General features: G+C 65.9%; 20 protein-coding genes. 11 read left to right on the top strand and 9 right to left on the bottom strand.

Annotated elements, in window-relative coordinates; genetic code table 11:
* Positions 1 to 97 precede the first annotated feature (97 nt).
* The 3 genes from L1892_RS01025 (at position 98) to L1892_RS01015 (ending at position 2,553) form a co-directional block, all read left to right on the top strand.
* Positions 98 to 424 carry a hypothetical protein gene (locus L1892_RS01025; RefSeq protein ID WP_235721586.1) on the top strand — a complete coding sequence of 109 codons (327 nt, stop codon included), beginning with the start codon at positions 98 to 100 and terminating at the stop codon, positions 422 to 424.
* Between the two features lie 157 nt (positions 425 to 581).
* The gene (locus L1892_RS01020; protein WP_235721585.1) at positions 582 to 1,571 is read left to right on the top strand and encodes a hypothetical protein; all 990 of its coding nucleotides are present in this window, start codon (positions 582 to 584) and stop codon (positions 1,569 to 1,571) included.
* A gap of 16 nt (positions 1,572 to 1,587) precedes the next feature.
* The gene (locus L1892_RS01015; RefSeq protein WP_235721584.1) at positions 1,588 to 2,553 is read left to right on the top strand and encodes a hypothetical protein; all 966 of its coding nucleotides are present in this window, start codon (positions 1,588 to 1,590) and stop codon (positions 2,551 to 2,553) included.
* Between the two features lie 102 nt (positions 2,554 to 2,655).
* On the opposite strand, the gene L1892_RS01010 is transcribed toward L1892_RS01015, so the two are convergent.
* Positions 2,656 to 3,477 (bottom strand): hypothetical protein, encoded by an 822-nt coding sequence (locus L1892_RS01010; RefSeq protein WP_235721583.1) that lies wholly within the window; start codon positions 3,475 to 3,477, stop codon positions 2,656 to 2,658.
* Positions 3,478 to 3,702: 225 nt separating this feature from the next.
* Between L1892_RS01010 and L1892_RS24985 the strand changes: the two genes are divergently transcribed.
* From L1892_RS24985 to L1892_RS00995, 4 genes are all read left to right on the top strand, one after another.
* Positions 3,703 to 3,981 (top strand): DUF2510 domain-containing protein, encoded by a 279-nt coding sequence (locus L1892_RS24985; RefSeq protein WP_372474931.1) that lies wholly within the window; start codon positions 3,703 to 3,705, stop codon positions 3,979 to 3,981.
* Entirely contained in the window at positions 3,929 to 4,879 is a 951-nt protein-coding gene (locus L1892_RS01005) for a 3'-5' exonuclease (RefSeq protein ID WP_372474930.1), read from the top strand. The genes L1892_RS24985 and L1892_RS01005 overlap by 53 nt, the downstream gene beginning before the upstream one ends.
* Entirely contained in the window at positions 4,872 to 5,519 is a 648-nt protein-coding gene (locus tag L1892_RS01000) for a BRCT domain-containing protein (protein ID WP_235721581.1), read from the top strand. The genes L1892_RS01005 and L1892_RS01000 overlap by 8 nt, the downstream gene beginning before the upstream one ends.
* A 71-nt stretch (positions 5,520 to 5,590) precedes the next feature.
* Positions 5,591 to 5,866, top strand: a complete 276-nt coding sequence (locus L1892_RS00995) for a hypothetical protein (RefSeq protein ID WP_235721580.1) — start codon at positions 5,591 to 5,593, stop codon at positions 5,864 to 5,866.
* 17 nt (positions 5,867 to 5,883) lie between these two features.
* On the opposite strand, the gene L1892_RS00990 is transcribed toward L1892_RS00995, so the two are convergent.
* From L1892_RS00990 to L1892_RS00975, 4 genes are all read right to left on the bottom strand, one after another.
* On the bottom strand, positions 5,884 to 7,128 hold the full coding sequence (locus tag L1892_RS00990; protein ID WP_235721579.1) for a TY-Chap domain-containing protein: 1,245 nt from the start codon (positions 7,126 to 7,128) through the stop codon (positions 5,884 to 5,886).
* A gap of 138 nt (positions 7,129 to 7,266) precedes the next feature.
* The gene (locus tag L1892_RS00985; protein ID WP_443669979.1) at positions 7,267 to 7,809 is read right to left on the bottom strand and encodes a poly(ethylene terephthalate) hydrolase family protein; all 543 of its coding nucleotides are present in this window, start codon (positions 7,807 to 7,809) and stop codon (positions 7,267 to 7,269) included.
* Between the two features lie 9 nt (positions 7,810 to 7,818).
* On the bottom strand, positions 7,819 to 8,274 hold the full coding sequence (locus tag L1892_RS00980) for a hypothetical protein (protein WP_235721577.1): 456 nt from the start codon (positions 8,272 to 8,274) through the stop codon (positions 7,819 to 7,821).
* A 25-nt stretch (positions 8,275 to 8,299) separates the two neighbouring features.
* Positions 8,300 to 9,859 (bottom strand): hypothetical protein, encoded by a 1,560-nt coding sequence (locus tag L1892_RS00975; protein WP_235721576.1) that lies wholly within the window; start codon positions 9,857 to 9,859, stop codon positions 8,300 to 8,302.
* Between the two features lie 232 nt (positions 9,860 to 10,091).
* On the opposite strand from L1892_RS00975, the gene L1892_RS00970 reads away from it, so the two are divergent.
* Positions 10,092 to 10,805, top strand: coding sequence for a TetR/AcrR family transcriptional regulator (locus L1892_RS00970; protein WP_235721575.1), 714 nt, complete (start codon positions 10,092 to 10,094; stop codon positions 10,803 to 10,805).
* A gap of 57 nt (positions 10,806 to 10,862) precedes the next feature.
* Here L1892_RS00970 and L1892_RS00965 read toward each other — a convergent pair whose 3' ends face one another.
* From L1892_RS00965 to L1892_RS00955, 3 genes are all read right to left on the bottom strand, one after another.
* Positions 10,863 to 11,480: a maleylpyruvate isomerase family mycothiol-dependent enzyme gene (locus L1892_RS00965; RefSeq protein WP_235721574.1), complete on the bottom strand. Its 618-nt coding sequence runs from the start codon at positions 11,478 to 11,480 to the stop codon at positions 10,863 to 10,865.
* A gap of 106 nt (positions 11,481 to 11,586) precedes the next feature.
* On the bottom strand, positions 11,587 to 12,246 hold the full coding sequence (locus tag L1892_RS00960) for an immunity protein CdiI family protein (RefSeq protein WP_235721573.1): 660 nt from the start codon (positions 12,244 to 12,246) through the stop codon (positions 11,587 to 11,589).
* Between the two features lie 39 nt (positions 12,247 to 12,285).
* On the bottom strand, positions 12,286 to 13,152 hold the full coding sequence (locus tag L1892_RS00955; protein WP_235721572.1) for a hypothetical protein: 867 nt from the start codon (positions 13,150 to 13,152) through the stop codon (positions 12,286 to 12,288).
* Positions 13,153 to 13,405: 253 nt separating this feature from the next.
* Between L1892_RS00955 and L1892_RS00950 the strand changes: the two genes are divergently transcribed.
* Positions 13,406 to 13,828 carry a hypothetical protein gene (locus tag L1892_RS00950; protein ID WP_235721571.1) on the top strand — a complete coding sequence of 141 codons (423 nt, stop codon included), beginning with the start codon at positions 13,406 to 13,408 and terminating at the stop codon, positions 13,826 to 13,828.
* Entirely contained in the window at positions 13,818 to 14,465 is a 648-nt protein-coding gene (locus tag L1892_RS00945; protein WP_235721570.1) for a DUF3558 family protein, read from the top strand. Before L1892_RS00950 ends, L1892_RS00945 begins: the two co-directional genes overlap by 11 nt.
* Positions 14,466 to 14,717: 252 nt before the next feature.
* Here L1892_RS00945 and L1892_RS00940 read toward each other — a convergent pair whose 3' ends face one another.
* The gene (locus tag L1892_RS00940; RefSeq protein WP_235721569.1) at positions 14,718 to 15,191 is read right to left on the bottom strand and encodes a nucleotidyltransferase domain-containing protein; all 474 of its coding nucleotides are present in this window, start codon (positions 15,189 to 15,191) and stop codon (positions 14,718 to 14,720) included.
* Positions 15,192 to 15,333: 142 nt separating this feature from the next.
* Between L1892_RS00940 and L1892_RS00935 the strand changes: the two genes are divergently transcribed.
* Positions 15,334 to 16,551 carry a Fic family protein gene (locus L1892_RS00935; RefSeq protein WP_235721568.1) on the top strand — a complete coding sequence of 406 codons (1,218 nt, stop codon included), beginning with the start codon at positions 15,334 to 15,336 and terminating at the stop codon, positions 16,549 to 16,551.
* Positions 16,552 to 16,566 lie beyond the last annotated feature (15 nt).

The following is a 16,566-nucleotide window of genomic DNA, read 5'->3' as shown; positions in this document are numbered from 1 at the left end:
CTATCGAATACCTCTCTCTAGCAACGACTTCCCGGCTACCTCGACAACCACGACTCACCCGCATACTCGGCGCGGACCACCACAAAGGAGAACCCACATGGCCGAGGACGGCTGGGAGTTCTGGCGTCTCACCCGAGTTGGGGGCACCTCCGTGGACTGGCTCGCGGCGACCCGGCCGGAGGCTCGGGCGCTGGTCGATCAACGCAAGGTGTGGTCGCTCATCCCGAATCGTTCGATCTTTCTGGCGAACTGGTTCGTCACCGAAGATCACCATCGCGCAACCGACTTCGTGTGGACCCACGAGAACATCGACATAGTCGAGGCACGGCAGGTCGCCGTGGAGGTGCCGGATGTGTCGGCCGACGATCTGAAACGCATGATGAGCCCGACAGCGGAAGTCACGCTCGAGCAGATCGACCGTTAACCCGTAGCAAAGCTACTCGGCAAGCGTGTGGCAACCACCTTGAGCGATCGGCGGGTGCGGTCGGACTGAGCCACATCGCGCCGGCGTCACGCCACCGCGGTTCTGTCGCACCCCCGTCATAGCCTGTCCGCACACCGCCACCACCGAGGAGGGACCGATGCCCGTCACCACGACCGAGAGCCGTCTGGAGTTCGGGTTCCCCGACGTCCATCCGGACGCGCGCCTGTTCGTCACCGTGCACCGCACGCTGCGGGTTCCCGACGACGACACCAGCTACGGCCTGCCGCCGGGGCTCGGTTCCTTTCAGCTCACTGACGTCGGGCAGGTCCGCAGCCGGGCCGGCGACTGGTCACCCGGTGATGTGCTGCTGCCGATGTGGCAGGCCGAGGCGGCGTGGTTCAGCTTCTCGGCCCCAAGCGACTATCCGTTCCTGGTGCGGATGTCGGTGGGCGGCGTCAACGCTGTCACCGGCGACGACTTCACCGATGAGGTGGACTTCACCGGCGAGGACTACTTCGAGGTGCCCACCCAACCCTGGCTCGATGGGTTCCGCGTCGATGAGACGACGGTGCGCCAGTTCGTCGCCATGCCGCTCGGTAAGGGGTACACCGCGGCCGAGCAACTGACCGGCGTCGACGACGCGGCAGTGCGGATTCAAGTGACACCTCTGAAAGGCGAAACGTGGGCTCGCCGTCGAGCCGCCCGACAAGCCCTACAGCAGACGGTGGCCGACTGCGGCGAGACCATGGCCCCGATGGCAGCACCCGATGGCGCGATGCCAGAACCCGGCTCGGCGATGGGGATGGGCGCCGGCGGGTCGATCACCCAGTCGGTCGCGGTACCGATCGAGCCGAAGGAAAATTGGGCGATCGGCGCGCAATCGCACGCCACCCTGCGCATCATCAACAGCATGCAGTGGCAAACGCTCACCGGGACTCCCCCACACCATGCGCCACCGACGATCACCGAGTACCAACGACACGGGTACCCGTGGTTCGAGTGGTACGACGACTCGCTCGCGCGGCAGGGATCATCGAAGTTCGCCGATCTCGACACGGTCAAGCAGGTCGGCGACAAGCATGGCGAGCAGCCGCTGCCCGACAACCCGAGTTTCCCGCCGCCCACACCGCACATCGTCGGCGGCTGACCGAGGACCCAGCACGATGCCCACCAACCCTGTCGGCATGGCCGACCACCTGGTCGCGATGTCGTCGGCCGGCGCCCGCAGCGCGTTGCGGCCCGCACCCGATCCGGCGGCCCTGAGCTCACTGCTGAATCACTGCGCCCCCGAGAATGCGCGTGACGCGTTCCTGCGTTTCACGTGGTCCAACCGCACGCCGCAACCGAACCCGGTAGCGCAGTCTCCGGGTCCGTGGCAGTGGTGCCGGCGCCACCCGATCGTCACGGTGGTGATCGCGTTCCTCGCCTGGGCGTTCATGACTGGCATTGCCGGTGGCCAACCGTTGGCGGGCCTGGCGCTGCTGGTTGTACTCGGCGGTGTCATCTACTGGCTGCAACGACGCGCGAACCACGAGAAACGGCCCACCGCACCGCCGATCAATCCGTGGCCCTACGGCGCCGAGCGCGTCCCCGCCTACGGTGCGCTCGCCGGCGAGTCGACACTCCTGCGTCCCGAAGCCGAACTGCTTGGCGTCGCGGTGCTGCTGGTGGAGACCATCCAGGCCTCGCCCGTGGTGCGCAGCGACCTCATCTACACCGGCACCCTGCTCGAGCAGATCAATGCGTCGCTCTACACGATCAGCCATCAGTGTCACCGCATCTGGTGGATTCGGTCCTTGCTGGAGAAGCCCGAATCGACCTCCGATGTCGGACGCGCGTTGCAGGCGGCGATCGACCAGCGCGTGCAGCGGGTGGAGCAGAACTGGCGTGAATTGCTGGGCAACGTCGCCCAGCTCGCCGAGCTGGCCGTCGACTTCGATCAGTACGCAAAGGTGTTGCGCGATCACGCCCGGCACCACCGGTTGATGGCCGACGGTTACGGTATGCCGATCCCGTCGGCGCCCGACCCGCAGTGGCAGTACTTGCAGGAGGTGCAGGCGAACCTGTCGGCGCAGGTGGGCTTCCTCAACGACACGGCGGTTCGGGTGAGTGCGGTGGATCTGGGCTGAGTGTGGTGTCTCTGAAGGCGAGCAGGATGCGCACCGCGGTCGCGGTTCGCCAGAGAAGTTCTACCCGTGCTTCGTCCGTAGGCACGCATTCAGCACGCCCAGTCACCCCACCACCCAGCCCCTTCCTCGAGCGATCGCAGTCTCAATCGCCTGCTGTCCCGGCTGCGACACCTGCGTCTCGATGAAGTCGTTGAGCATCTCCGGCGGCGTTTCGCTTCGTTCGGCGACAACGACTTCCTCCCAGGTTTCGTAGTCGGCAGGGTCATCGAAGACGATCACGCCAACGCCGTGTTCTGTCGCCGCCTGCTGAACGTTGCCGAGTGTCTCGACATACGCGTCGGTCAGCTCGTTGCGCATCTCGATGAGGACGTACGCGTGCGTCGATGCGCGACGATGTGCCAACGCCTCGAACACTGCGATCACATTGAGCTTCGCCATCGGTTTGACCTCGAACGTGACGATCTCGAACTGCTGATGCGGGACGTGTTTGAAGGTCTTCATTCCCACCGCGACCAGGTCAGGCCGGGTCCAGTACCCACCAGTGGGCCGACGGCCCTGGTGTGCGGTCTCCTCGATCACCAGGGCGTTGAAACCTCGGTCCTCGGACCAGCCGGTCTTCAGGGTCGCGAGAATGGGTTCGTACAGTTCAGCCTCGGCGACCGGTGGGCGGATCGTGGCGGAGCACGCCGCGTCGTCGACACTGACGTCGGAGTCGTCGGTTACCGGTGCGCGACGCAAGGCCCCGCCGCGGCCGCGTGCCCGCACCACAAGTTGCTTCTCCAGCAGGCCGGCGCGCGCACGGTCGTATCGCAACCTATTCCAGCCGAGATATGTTCTCGCAGCCGTGTTCCCGAGAGCCTCACGCGAATCGGGCAAGGCGACGAACAGGTGATACTCGTCGATGGTCAGTTGCAGTTCGTACATCGCGTCCGCTCCTCGACTCAGGACGTGTACCCGTCTGACCGCTGGCAGCCGTCCGCCGTGCTTCGGTCCCCCTCGAAGCCTCGCATTCTCGGCAGCAAGATACGGCTGATTCGCACCAACTACGGACCAATCACTGACGCTGCACTCCGCGGTTCAGCGCGTCCCCAAGTGAAATGTCGGTCGGACGCACTACGGTCACCGGCGGACGGATGAAAGGGGCAGTACGTGCACACAGCACCCGGTTGGTACGCCGATCCTTGGCAGCAAGCGCAGTTCCGGTGGTTCGACGGCACTGACTTTACTGCCACCCTGAGCAGCGCACCCGGTTGGTACCGCGACCCGTGGCAGCAGGCGGCATGGCGATGGTTCGATGGCAGCCAGTGGACAGCCAGTGCATCCCGCAGAACAGCGCCATCCGGTCAACCCCACGCCAGTGGGTCCGTCGACTCCGATGCCGGCGCGCGATCTGCCGACCGATCCCGGCCTCACGTCGCCCACCGATGAGTCTGACCGCATCCCCAGCGGCGGACTGGCCACCCCAGAACAGACCAGGATCACGGCTCAGGATCAGCCGGATGCCTCAACCCTCGCCGGCCTCATCGGTACCGGATCGACGGTGGCGGTCATCGATGTGGAGACCACCGGGCTGCGCCATTCCGATCGGATCGTGGAGATCGCCATCGTGACCGTCGATCACACGGGCGTCATCTGCGACGAGTTCGAGACGCTCGTCAATCCTCAGCGCGATGCCGGACCGGTGTGGATTCACGGTCTGACCGCGTCCATGCTTGTCGACGCGCCGAATTTCGCCGACATCGCTGGCGCTGTGGCCACCCGCCTCGACGGTGCTGTCGTAGTGGCGCACAACATTTCTTTCGACACCCGGATGGTCGGATACGAACTGACCCGCGCCGGGATCGACATCGACTGGGGTAGCGGGCTGGACACTCTGTCGGTGACCCGCCGCAAGCTCGCCGCCGCATGCGCCGCCCACAACATCGCCCTAGACAACGCGCATCGGGCAATCGCCGATGCCCGGGCAACCGCCGAACTCACCCTCAGGGTGGCCGATCAGTTCCCGGCGGCGGGCACACCGGCGCGGACCGGTGTGCGGGAAGCCGCACCCACCCGAATGCAAGTGCGTGACAAGGCGTCTGCCGTCTACGAGCCGTCGCCCTACCTGGTCGAACTCGCTCGCGACATCCGGCCGGCCTCCGACGTCGCGAGCTACGTCGTGCTGCTCGACCAGGCGCTGGCCGACCTGAAACTCACCGACGATGAACGCGCCGAGTTGCGCGAACTAGCCGGCGAACTCGGACTCACCGATCGCGACATCGAGCGCGCACCGCGAGTTCCTCACGTCGCTCGTCGACACCGCCCTCGACGACGGTGTCGTGACTGACGACGAGCTCGACAGCCTTGTGCGTGTGGCCGCCTTGCTCGACCTCGACACGCATCTGGTCACCGGCCGGACGAACTCGTATCGGATCGCCACCGAGTCACTTCAGCTGGACGCGGACCTGACGGTGTGCTTCACCGGCGACGGGGCGACCCGGGCAGATGGCACCGAGGTGACGCGCGAAGAGCTGCATGCGATTGCCGCACGTCACGGACTACGACCGGTTGATTCAGTCACGGCGAAGGGATGCCAGCTACTGGTGGCCGTGGATGCGGCCACGTTGTCCGGTAAAGCCAAGTCGGCGCACAAGTTTCGTATCCCGATCGCCACGGTCGACGACTTCCTCGCCGCGACGGCCACCGGCCGGCCACTGCCGGTCGGGGTGCTCGACCATCACGGTGTGGCATGCGTGTGCGAGCGGTGTGGGGATTCGTGGACCGCGAGTCGCCGTGGACGTGTCTGCCGGGAATGTCGTCGCAGCCCTGCGGGCGCTGCGACACGACACGCGAAGTCAACGCCGGTCCCCGCGTCAGAGTCCAGCGTCGACACGTTGGTCTGCGCGGAATGCTCTCGGACGTGGCACCGCGGACGGACACGTGGCCGTCGACCGCACCGCTGCCCCGAGTGCGCCGGTGCGGCTTGACGGGTCGGGTGATCGAAGACCGATAGGCCCGCTCATCGGTCGCTGGGATACGGTCAGGCATGTTCCATAGCGTGTCGGACCGCGAGAGCCGCACGGCGAGTCGGCAGCGCCTGCGCCCGTACTCGCTGCGACTTCTTCTCATCTCAGTTCCGATCAGCTATGGCGCCTTCATGTTCGTGGTCTGGGGGGTCGGGGTGCTGCCCCACAGGTCTCCCGGGGACCCGAGCATCGTTTCCAGTTTCGCTGTCGTCAGTGTCTGGTATGCGTTGTCCTGCTACGTGTGGATTCCGCTGACCTGGATCGCATCGTCGTTCACGATCGCGACCTTCCGGCGGCGGAGACACTGACGGTCGCACCGGCCACCTCACCTCCCCCGCCTCATCTCCGACGCCACGTTAAGCTCCGCCGCCACCCCGATCGCCTCGAGCAGCACCGGCACAAATCGCCGCACATCACGCGGTTCATCGCAGCCGGCGGCGGGCCCCCCGTCGGGCAACTCCTCGAGCCATTCGCCGCAGATACGCGCATACCGGCGCAGCATCGGCGTGTTTGCCTTGGTGTCACAGGCGATTCGGGATGGGGTGACGCCGCACGGGTCGGCGACCCAGCGTGTGATCAGGGCGACCAACCCCGCGGGCATCTGGTCGTGCGGCGGGCCGTACTCACCGGCCATCTCGGGGTGGAGTTGTTCGACGATGTCGATGGCGCCGGACGTACAGAACTCGCGCCAGCCGTCCATCGCGGCCAGCAGGTTGGCGGGATAGAACGTGGCGCATTCCAGCGCTCTGACCGCGAACACGTGATCTTTCGCCACGACGACGGCGATATCGGGCCACCGCGACGAGTGCTCGGCGACGACGGCGCCAAGGAGCTCCATGTCGGGCATGCAGTGGCCGACGACCGTGCAGAACTCCAACCGCATGGCGTGCGGGGACACCAGCACCTTGGTGTAGATGCCGTCGACGTCGGTGAAGCGGATGGCGCCATCGTCGGCCGGACAGTGGTGTCCCCAGGTGGCGGTCAGCGTCTGCGCGGCCATGGTCAGCAGATGTTGCGCGTCGTCGGGGATCACCCCCGGCGATGCCTTGCCGCTGAGGGTCAGCATTCGTTGCTTGGGTCGGTTCTCTGCGCGGAGCTTCTTGGCCGCCGGGCTGAACGGGTCGTGCACGTTCAGCACCGACGGATGCTCGATCTGCCAGACCTCACGCAACGCCGTCTCCGCGTCGCGCACCAGTCTGTCGACCGTGCGTTTGCCTGTCTCACGAATAGTCCTGCCCGATCGCAGCTTTCGCCATTCGAGCCTGGCGAGAGCCGTTCGCTGCGCTCGGGCCTCCGGCGCTTGATGAGATGGCCAGAAATTGGTGAGCGCCATGTCGCCGACCGTGCATCGCATCCTCCCCGCTCCGGTCATGGTGAAGATGAGCAGGGGTCGTCCGGTGCTCTCTGCTCGGCTGAGTTCGACGAACTCGTCACGTTGCAGCCTCGCCACGCTCGCGGTGAGCCGCGCGCGGAACTGTCGCCATGCCACATCTGCGTCGTCGTCGAAAACCGCAGCCTGGTCGTCGGACATGCATCCCTCTATGCCGTCGGCCATCGGCGATGACCGCATGCCCTGCACGGTAGGAAGTAGCTCTGACAAGGGACGGGGGCTGCGGATCAGTTGTCCACAGGGAAAGGTTCAGACCACGCAACACCTCGAGCGTTGCGCTCGGCGGTGAGAGCGGGCGCGAGACACTAGCACCACCGGTCAGCCCGGCAACCCAGCCGCCACCCGGTTCCGCAATCCATACGCCAACGCCGGATCATCGCGCAGCCCCCAGCCCGGCCCGACGAGTTCGGCTCCGGCATCCGGGTCCTGCTTGAGAGTGTGGTCGAACCAGCTGAGCAGGATCGGCGCCAACGGGTTGTGCGCGGGGTCGTCGACGGGCGTGAAATGCCCGACGCCGTTGGCGCACAGCAGGTATGCCGGGACGCGCCCAGCGAGTTCGTATTGCGTCCAGCGCGCCCACAGGTAGTGCGGCACCACCACGTCGTTGTAGCCGGTCAGATACAGAGTCGGCACGGTCAGCGTCGCACCAATCGCCACCGGTCCCGGCTCGACGGCCGCGGCACTGCGCACGGAGATGCGCGGGTCGATCAACCGCCACACGTTCGCCGGCAGGCTGGCGGCCTGCTGGGTGGCGGCGCCGCCGGCAGAGTGACCCGCAATCGCGATCCGCCCCAGGTCGACCCGGTCGTGCAGCGCGGAACCACGATCGGAGTCGGCCCTGGCTACGGCGGATGCCGCGATCAGAGGCAGTTAGGCGAAGGAGTTCACGAAGTCGTAAGGGATCGCGACCACATATCCGTTGCTGGCCAACATCTTCGCGGTGAGGTCGTAATTGCCGGGTTCCGACAGGATGCCCCCGGTCCACAGCACCACCGGCAGCCGACGATCGGGTGGGGTGTTGGTCGGGTAGTACAACGCGACACCAATCGGGCTGGCCAATCCGTCCGGGAATGTCTGCGAGCACTTCAGGTCCGAGTGATTGTTCCCGAACGCATGCACTAAGCCGTTCGAGATCGCACCGTACAACGACGTGCAGGCACCTGCGTCGAGAGTCTGCGCGGTGCGGTACGGGCCGGTCAGCGAGCGCTGCGTCGCGATATCCGTCGTCGGGGGTGCGGCAGACGCGACGACGGGGTGGGCGAAAGCCGTGATAGCGACCGCGAGTGAGACCACGGCAACGCAGAGCCGGATGGCGAGAGCAGACATGGCAATGGTTTCCTTAGCGTGAGGATCACAGAGGCAGGACGGGTGCGCCGATCTGAGCGCTCGACCTTCGTTCCAATGTGCGGATGGCTTTCGAGAACGTCTCGATCTGCCCGGCCATCAGATGCTTGTCGAGCTTGTCGATCACCCCGTTGGCCGGCGCGGCAGTCAGATACGTCTGCGACGGGATCAGCGACATCGTGGCGATGCCGCTCTTGTAGAAGGGTGCGCCTTCACCGAAGTACAAGGCGGGCAGCGGATCACACGTGACGGTCCGCTCGTTCGCGGTTCCGTGGGCGCTGGCCAGGTAGATCGACCGCATCGCGGGTGTGGTGGTGTAGCACCAGCCGACCTCGGGCCGTCCGGTCGGACCGTAGTGACGGTGCTGCGGGTCGTCGAGCCATTCGCGACACCCCAGATGTTCCAGGGTCAGTGCCGCAACAGCTTTCCGATGTGCACCCTTGCCGTCCCACCATTCGGGGTGCATGCGCATCCATCGGCTCGACGCCTGCATCGTGCCGATCCCGTTACCGACCTCGGTTTCGAATTGAGGCAACTGGAAGTGCCCGGTGACGAAGACGAACACCAGGGTTCGTCGGCGTCGGTGGGCCGGCACCTGAGCGAACTGTCGGGCCAGGGAGATCAGTCCGATGCCGCCGTTCTCCTCGGCGACGTTGGGTCCGTCGGTGTGGGTGTTGACGATGACGGTCTCGCTCGGGTCGGTGCCCGGGAGGACGGCGAACAGGGTGTCGGTGGCCGCGCCGAGCGCGCGACGGGCGTACATCACCAGCCGCGCCGATGCGCCGCGGCGTGCCGACGCTCTGACCCGTTCCGCTTCTCGGGGACCCACCCACAGCGCCGGGCATCCCTGGTAGCCGGTGGTGAACGGCGCGTACTGGTCGTCGGCCAACGCCTCACTGATGCCGGTGCGAATGCAGATCACGCCGCGCACACCTGCTCGCACAGCACTTTCCAGCGTCGGGGCGCCGACCGCGTCCGACACGCTCGGCAGGTAGGCGATCGGATCCGGCGGCGCGGCGTCGGCAGGGTACTGCCCGGAAGGCCGGTAGCCCACGGTGATCGGCAGCGGCAGCACCGGCACCTCGACCACGGCGATCTTGCCTCGGGCCGGTTCCCACGCGCCGATCTGGCCGAGCACACCCAGGTACTGCAGCGGCGCAGTGATTCCGTCCGGCCCGGTGACCCCCGAGTACGGGAAGTAGAAGGCGACCGGCACCGGCGTGCCGTCGATCGCGAGTTCCCAGCGCAGCGGGTCCCATCGGTCAAAGGTCAGCCGGTCGCGGTGGACGTCGAGGCCGATGCGGTCGAGGTCTGCTTCCAGCGAGTCGATGAATCGGCGATGGGCGGGATTGCCGGTCAGCCGAGGTCCGTGATCGGCGAGTTCCAGATTGCGATCCCATATCTCGTCGGTGCTCAGCCCGCGGGGCAAGCCACCCGGTGCGGCTTCTGCGGCGCCCGGCCGTGCGGCGAGCATCGCGCCGGCGACGCCGACTCCAGCCGCCTGCAACAACCGGCGACGACTCAGCGCACGACCTCTCAGCCCAGACGAATCGGGTTCCCCAACCATTCCATCTCCCCTGACGACGACGGCCCGTGAACGTGATGTGGCTCACGGCGGTGGCATGAATGTAGTCCCGTTCAGGAAAGAAAAACAAGTGCGTACTTTTATCGGTGGCGGCGGACGGCTCTGTCCCTCCGCCGCCTGAGTGATTGTCTGCGCAGGTCAGGCGGCTAGACCATCGTCGTGATAGCTTCACGTGGTCATCGACGTCCCGTACCGCTAGAGGAAGACCCCGATCATGGCGACCAGTGGCGGCGAGCCGGGAGGTGCGCCTGCCGATCCCCGCGGCATCGTCGCCATCGTGCCGGGGGTGTTCTTCACTCCCCCGGCACCGCTGCCCCGAGGTCGGCACAGCATCCCTCGCGTCCAGATCGACGCCGCCCAGCAGGAGCGACTCCTCATCGCGCTCACCGAACTCGTCGCGGCCCGGGGCTATGCCGCGGTCAGCGTCGCCGACATCGTCGAGCGAGCGCAGGTGTCGCGGGCCGCGTTCTACCGGGTGTTCGCCGACAAACAGGCGTGCGCGCTGGCCGCCTACGACAGATTCATCGAGGTGTTGCTCACCGGCATCGCGGCACGGCTGAATCCCGAGCAGAGTCTGGCCGACTTCGTGGACGCATGTCTGCGCGGCTATCTGGAACCGATGCAGCGCGATCCGGTGGTGGGCCGCGCTTTTCAAGTCGAGATCGACGCGATGGGTGCGCCCGCCCGGCAGCGTCGGCGGCACTCGTTGCAGCTGTTCGCCGACACCGTGGCCGACCATCACCGCCACATCGTCGACACGCGGCACGAGGGCGACGTGCTTCCCCCATCGGCGTACCTCGGTGTCGTCTACGCGGTTCGCCAGATCACGTCGGATGCGCTCGAGACCTCCGACCCGGTCGATCTGCTCGCCTCCATCCCCGAACTCTCCCGATGGCTGCTCCGGCTGCTCGATCCGGCAGCGGCCTGACGTTTGCTGGGCTGGGGCCGCGTCGACATCCCCGCACGGGTTCTTGTCGGTTGGCGGTCACCCAAGGTGGGCCACTCCATCCCCGCTCAGATCTGCGATCCCCGCCGACCGACCGCTGAGCACCAGCATCAACGACTCGGCCGGCCCTTTGACGATGGGGCCGTCGCCGCCGGTCCAGTCGAGGTCGGTGGCCACCCAGCGCACCGTGGTCGGCGTGGTGCCGAAGATGTTCTTGCCCGCGCTGTCGACCAGGAAGTCGAGCACCTCCCGGACACGGTCGGCATCGAAGTCAGCGGCGATGCCGAGCGGTCGGCGAATGTCGAGTCCGTGCACGAGGGTGTCGGTCAATGGTGCGCGCGGTCCCTGCCCGGGCGGTGTGAAGCGTTTGTCGGCCTTGTCGCGCAGCGTCTTCGGCAGATCGGAGTAGCTGGCCGCAACCTTGGCGGTCATGGCGATGTTGGCGCGATCGAAGTTGCCACGGGCGCGCAGCATCGCCAGCCCGAACGCGGGGATCGACACCACCAGCGGCACCACCAGATGGGCCACCACGTCGCGGCAGGTCCAGCCGCCACACAACGACGGCGTGGCCCACTGGTCGTCGGTGAAGGTGCTGGCCAGGTCGGCCAGGCGACGTCGCTCATCGGCGATCGCGGTGAAGATCTCGTCGTCGTTCACGGGGGCACCGTCGCTTTCGTGTCGATGTCGGTGACTCAATGGTCACACGGTGGTGAATCCTGACGCGTGGTCACGACAACTCCGCCTTTGCGCCGCGGCGTACGTGTCATAGCGTCTCGGGGGATTGCCGTTCGTGCGGTAGGAACTCTGGCGCCACCTCGGCAATTTCCGCCATCGCACGTTGAACCTCGGCGTGCAGTTCCACGCCCTCGGCGAGCCATCTGTCGGCATCGGCGAGCGGTTCGTCGTGGTGTCGGGAACCCCAATGCTCGTTCCACGCCTCCAGTTTGGCAGCCAGGCCGCGACTCAGGCCGAGCCGACGAGGATCGGCTGGATAGTTGTCGGTGAACGACTCCCACAGTGGACCCGCTCCTCCCCATTCGGGAAACATGCGGATGACCCGCAACCCGTCTGGCAAGACGACCGGTTTCGAGCTTCGCGACCTGGCCGCCAGAAACCGCAACTGCATATCGCGACGAGCTTGCCGCTCGCCGAACGTTTGTGGCGCGATCCGGTAGTCGTAGCCGGAGAGCCACGTCATGTCGGTACCTCGTGATCCCTCGTGGATCAAGGCCAGTGACCACAGCTTGTCACTGTCGGTGTAGTAGTAGCCTGCGTCCGCGATCAGTCGGGTGACGTCACGACACCAATGATCGAACGCCTCCACGTGGTAGCTGCCGGCCTCGTAGGAGAACACGAACAAACGGAACAGCGGCTCAGCACCAATCCACTCCTCGCGTTCCACATCAACCGGCCCACCATCCATTCGGCCATCCTATGCGGTGACACGAGATGGACCGGGCCGTCACTCCCGCCCGAGCGTCTTCGCCAGCGGCGCAAGCGCATCCAGGTAGATCGACGCCAACATCTCCGATTCGTCGGCGGTGTTGCGCATCCGGCCGGCCTCGGTGGCGTCCCATTGGGCGTCGACCTCGTTCTCGAAGTCGTCGATGGCGCTGACCCGGTCCAGCCAGTCCCGCTTGTCCTGGCGCTGCTGGATGGCGGCCACGATCTGCTGGTACTCGCCCAGCGCGCCGAGCCGTTCGACGAGTCCGTCGAGCCGCCGCGACAACAGTTGCGCCTTGGCGGCGTAGGTGGTGACGACGTCGTGGTCGGCGGCCAGGTTGGTGGGCGGATCGCCCAGGAGCGAGATCTGGTCGCGGACGTTGGCGGCCGACGTCGCCAGCGCGGTCACCTCGGCGGCGAGGTCGACGCGGACGCCGTGACGGTCGAAGAAGTCGAGCTTCCAGGCCGGGTAGTCGCTCACGCGGTCGGCGACCAGGCCGGCGGTCGCGGCGATCTGTCCGATCGATTCGGTGCGGAGACGGTCGACGTCGACGAGGTCGGGGTCCCACCGGTGTGCCGCGAGTTGCCGGTACTGCTCGGACTCGGCCGGTTCTGCCTGTTCCTGGATGGCGCGGCACCGCGCCCAGCGGCGGGCGCTGGCGGCGCGGAGGTCCTCGGCAAGTTCCGCCAGCGGCTCGTTTGGGGTGTCGGGCTGCGGGTCGGAGTCGGCGGGCAGCGACTTCTGGGTGGACGATCCGATCCGTCGGACCCGGTCAGCGATTCCTGTGCCCAACGACCGGACACCGTCGACCACCCAGGACCCGACCACCACCAGGGCAACCGCGATCGCCGCCACCACGACGACAATCACGAGGAGCCTGATCACCTCTCCAGTACAGCACGATCAGCGGGGTCGCCGGTGAGTTCGGGGCGCTGACCTCGGCGGATGAGGTCAGCCGGACCGAATCAAGCCTGTCAGGGATAACCGCGTGATCCACCGTCGGCGGCTTCCGACCATCACGACTGGTAGCCGGCCCGCTACGCTGACCTCGCGGGCGAGAATCGTCACTTCGCTCGCAGGCGTTGACGCGGGAACCGCAACGGGGGTCTATGCGTCCAATCAACGTGGGAGGACATCTGTGACTGGCGACAAGAAGTTCGGGAGTAACGCCCTCGAGCCGTGCGTGGCGATGCCGGAGATCACGGCGGCCCCGAATCCGCTGGATTGGGGACAGCCGGTTGACGGGTTGGGTGTGCTGTCTGAGCAGGGGAAGTGGGCTGCGCGGGCGGCGGATGCTCGGAAGGCGGCGGAATCGTTGAAGAACGCAGTCGAGATTGTCGAGCCACTCATCAAGGGCAACTATTTCGGCCAGGACTGCGAAGAGGGCGCAGCCTTACGAGACTCCCTTCTCGCGCTCGTTGGCGCAGAAGGCTCATGGAGAAACGAGCTTGTTAACCAAATAGTTCGACTCGAGCAGCTCGCCGACCAATGCGAGAACGCGGCGAAGGAACTCGCGGCGACTGACCAGGACTCTGCTGCGGAATTGAGTCGTGACCAGTAGCTTGGGTCGCCGCAGAGCGCGCGTCAAGGCTGTCGCGTGCGTTCTTGCGCCCTTCATATTGATGGTCGCCGCCTGCGACGGAGGCATTGATACACGGAACGTGGCTTCAAGCACCTCGACCGCTAGCGGCATTCGGCAGACTGACGCTGCCGGCCAGAGTTTGCCGTTTGAGAATCAGTTTGAAAAACGGTGGAACAGTTCGAACGACGGTACGGCCTACGAGCCGTGCACAGCAGTGGACCAAGCCGTTGCAGACAGGGTAGGCCTCGATCAATCCTCCACAGCGGACGCAGCCGCGGTATCAGGTCAGACGTTGCGGGGCTGCAAATGGCATTACGCTGGCGAGGGGATGGAGGGCTGGTATGCGGATCAAATTGTGGCAGATTCCGAGAGTCTCGCGGCCTACAAGAAGCTCAACAGATCTTTCACCTGGCGCGAGGATATCGTCGTCAGCGATAGGAATGTCGGTGTAGGCGCGGTAAACCAAACGAGCTGTTTCACCTACGTACAAGCCGAGGGCTCTGGCGTCGTTACGGGCGCCGCGTACCATTCTCTGCCGGCACCAACTCTAGACGAAGTATGCCGAAGGGCCATCGACCTGACGCGAGCCACAATCGACAAGGTCCCCAACGGCTGATCCCACCCAGCCGACCAGGCATGCACGATGTCGCCCGGTGAGACGCGACCCCATGTGGCGGGCCACTGACTTCACGCGCCCCCGCACAAGCAAGTGAGGGCAACCCGTACTTGCGCCCTAACCCACGCACTAAATGAGAGTATGGCCGCCACGTGCCCTCACTATTGGCGCCCTTGCCGCGCTCGCTGATCTCCTGAACGCGCTGCAACCAAGCGCGGATATGCAGTAGTTCCTTGGCCGCCTTCCGATTCATCAGAGCAGAATTGCCTCATCGCGAATATCGTCGTCGAGGCCGGCTTTCAGGCCGCCGTACTCGACGAGATCGATCTCGCGACCGAGGACCCCCTCGAGGAGTCGTTTGAAGCCGACGAAGTCGAACGACGACGCAGAGTCGGGGGCCTCCACGATCAGGTCGATATCCGAGTCGGGATCTGCCTCCTGGCGAGCGACCGAACCGAATGCGGCCACGCGCGTGTACCCGCGTTGCGCGGCAAGCACTTTGAGGACGGGCGCGGCGGCTTCGAGCAGCATCTCAGGGTGCACCCCGTTGAGGTCGGGCGCGAACTTGAGTTGCTGGCTGACTGCCGGCTGAGTGATGTCGAGAGCCTCGGCGATCTCTCGCTGAGACTTCCCGGTCGCCGCCAGCGCCCGCAACGCAAGGATGCGCCGCAGTCGCGCAACTTCCTCGTCACGCCGGGCGCTGCGGTATTCGCCAGCGAGATCCATAAGCCAATCTTATCAGCGGTGGGCGGGGACATTGGGCCACGTCAGCGATGCCGATATCGCGTACCTCAGGCGGCCGGCAACAAGTGACGGCATGACGCAGACATACCCTCACTTATCGTCTAACTGAAGGTATGGTCGCCTCATGCCCTCACTTTCTGCCGACAACCGCAGCCAGAACCCCTGGCCCGCGGTGTCCAGTGAGGTCGTCGAGTGGTCCCCGACCATTCCTGCTGACTTGCTGACCCGGACGCAGCGCGAGCGGTACCGCGGTCCGTACCGTGCAGCTCTGGTCCCGCACGTCGCCGACCTGACCCCGCATGTTTCTCCCGAGACGTCCGCCCTGGTCGCCGAGGCCAGTTCGGTGATCACCCGTTTCGATGCCGAACTCGGCAACGAGCTCGCACCCTTTTCCGCCATCCTTCTCCGCTCCGAATCTGCCTCGTCGTCGCAGATCGAGAATCTGTCGTCGGGCGCCAAGCAGATCGCGCTCGCCGAGTTGGGCAGCCGAGAGAAACGCAACGCCACCGAGATCGTCGGCAATGTTGCGGCAATGACTGCGGCCATCGAGCTGGCCGACCGACTGGACACCAACGCGATTCTGGCTATGCACCGCGCTTTGATGGAGGACACGAGTCCCCAGATGGCTGGGCGGTGGCGCGAGGATCAGGTATGGATCGGCGGGACCAGCATCGGCCCCCATAGCGCCGACTTTGTCGCGCCCACCCCCGCGCATGTGCCTGGTCTCATGGACGACTTCATTGCATTCTCGCACCGCGCCGATGTTTCGCCGCTGGTCCACGTCGCGGTTGCGCACGGCCAGTTCGAGACCATCCATCCATTTCCCGACGGCAACGGGCGGACCGGCCGCGCGCTCGTGCAGGCAATGCTGCGCGCAAGCCGGCTGACGCAGAACGTCACCGTGCCGGTGTCGGCGGGGCTGCTCGCCGACACGCGCAGCTACTTTGCCGCGTTGGATGCCTATCGGTCTGGCGATCTGTCGGCGATCGTCGAAACGTTCTCGTATGCAGCGCTTTCCGCCGTAGACAACGGCAGCCGACTGGTCTCTGATCTGCGTCGCATTCGCGAGTTGTGGGGCGAACGAGTTCGTGCTCGCCGGGGTTCGGGCACCCAGAAGCTGCTGGATCTCCTACTCCGGCAGCCGGTGGTGGATCGACGGGCCACCGCGGCCGCGTTGGGCATCTCCCCCGACAACGCCGGCAGGGCCATCGACCCCCTAGTCGAGGCGGGAATCCTGCGCGAGTTAACCGGATTCACTCGCAACAGGATGTGGCAGGCAATGGAGGTCACCGACGCGCTCGATGAGTTCGCAGGCAGGGCGGCGAGGCGGAGCCGGCACTGAGGTGAACGTGCCGGA

Source organism: Gordonia tangerina (assembly GCF_021556435.1).
Classification (GTDB): domain Bacteria; phylum Actinomycetota; class Actinomycetes; order Mycobacteriales; family Mycobacteriaceae; genus Gordonia; species Gordonia tangerina.
This window is presented reverse-complemented; position numbering and strand designations above follow the sequence as displayed.

Bases quoted from the DNA above. Each gene is read 5' to 3' on its own strand.
- L1892_RS00990 (WP_235721579.1), bottom strand. From the start codon at position 7,128: ATGCGGTCATCGCCGATGGCCGACGGCATAGAGGGATGCATGTCCGAC.
- L1892_RS00970 (WP_235721575.1), top strand. From the start codon at position 10,092: ATGGCGACCAGTGGCGGCGAGCCGGGAGGTGCGCCTGCCGATCCCCGC.
- L1892_RS01025 (WP_235721586.1), top strand. From the start codon at position 98: ATGGCCGAGGACGGCTGGGAGTTCTGGCGTCTCACCCGAGTTGGGGGC.
- L1892_RS00980 (WP_235721577.1), bottom strand. From the start codon at position 8,274: ATGTCTGCTCTCGCCATCCGGCTCTGCGTTGCCGTGGTCTCACTCGCG.
- L1892_RS00935 (WP_235721568.1), top strand. From the start codon at position 15,334: ATGCCCTCACTTTCTGCCGACAACCGCAGCCAGAACCCCTGGCCCGCG.
- L1892_RS00940 (WP_235721569.1), bottom strand. From the start codon at position 15,191: ATGGATCTCGCTGGCGAATACCGCAGCGCCCGGCGTGACGAGGAAGTT.
- L1892_RS00975 (WP_235721576.1), bottom strand. From the start codon at position 9,859: ATGGTTGGGGAACCCGATTCGTCTGGGCTGAGAGGTCGTGCGCTGAGT.
- L1892_RS01015 (WP_235721584.1), top strand. From the start codon at position 1,588: ATGCCCACCAACCCTGTCGGCATGGCCGACCACCTGGTCGCGATGTCG.
- L1892_RS01010 (WP_235721583.1), bottom strand. From the start codon at position 3,477: ATGTACGAACTGCAACTGACCATCGACGAGTATCACCTGTTCGTCGCC.
- L1892_RS01005 (WP_372474930.1), top strand. From the start codon at position 3,929: ATGCCGGCGCGCGATCTGCCGACCGATCCCGGCCTCACGTCGCCCACC.
- L1892_RS00960 (WP_235721573.1), bottom strand. From the start codon at position 12,246: ATGGATGGTGGGCCGGTTGATGTGGAACGCGAGGAGTGGATTGGTGCT.
- L1892_RS01020 (WP_235721585.1), top strand. From the start codon at position 582: ATGCCCGTCACCACGACCGAGAGCCGTCTGGAGTTCGGGTTCCCCGAC.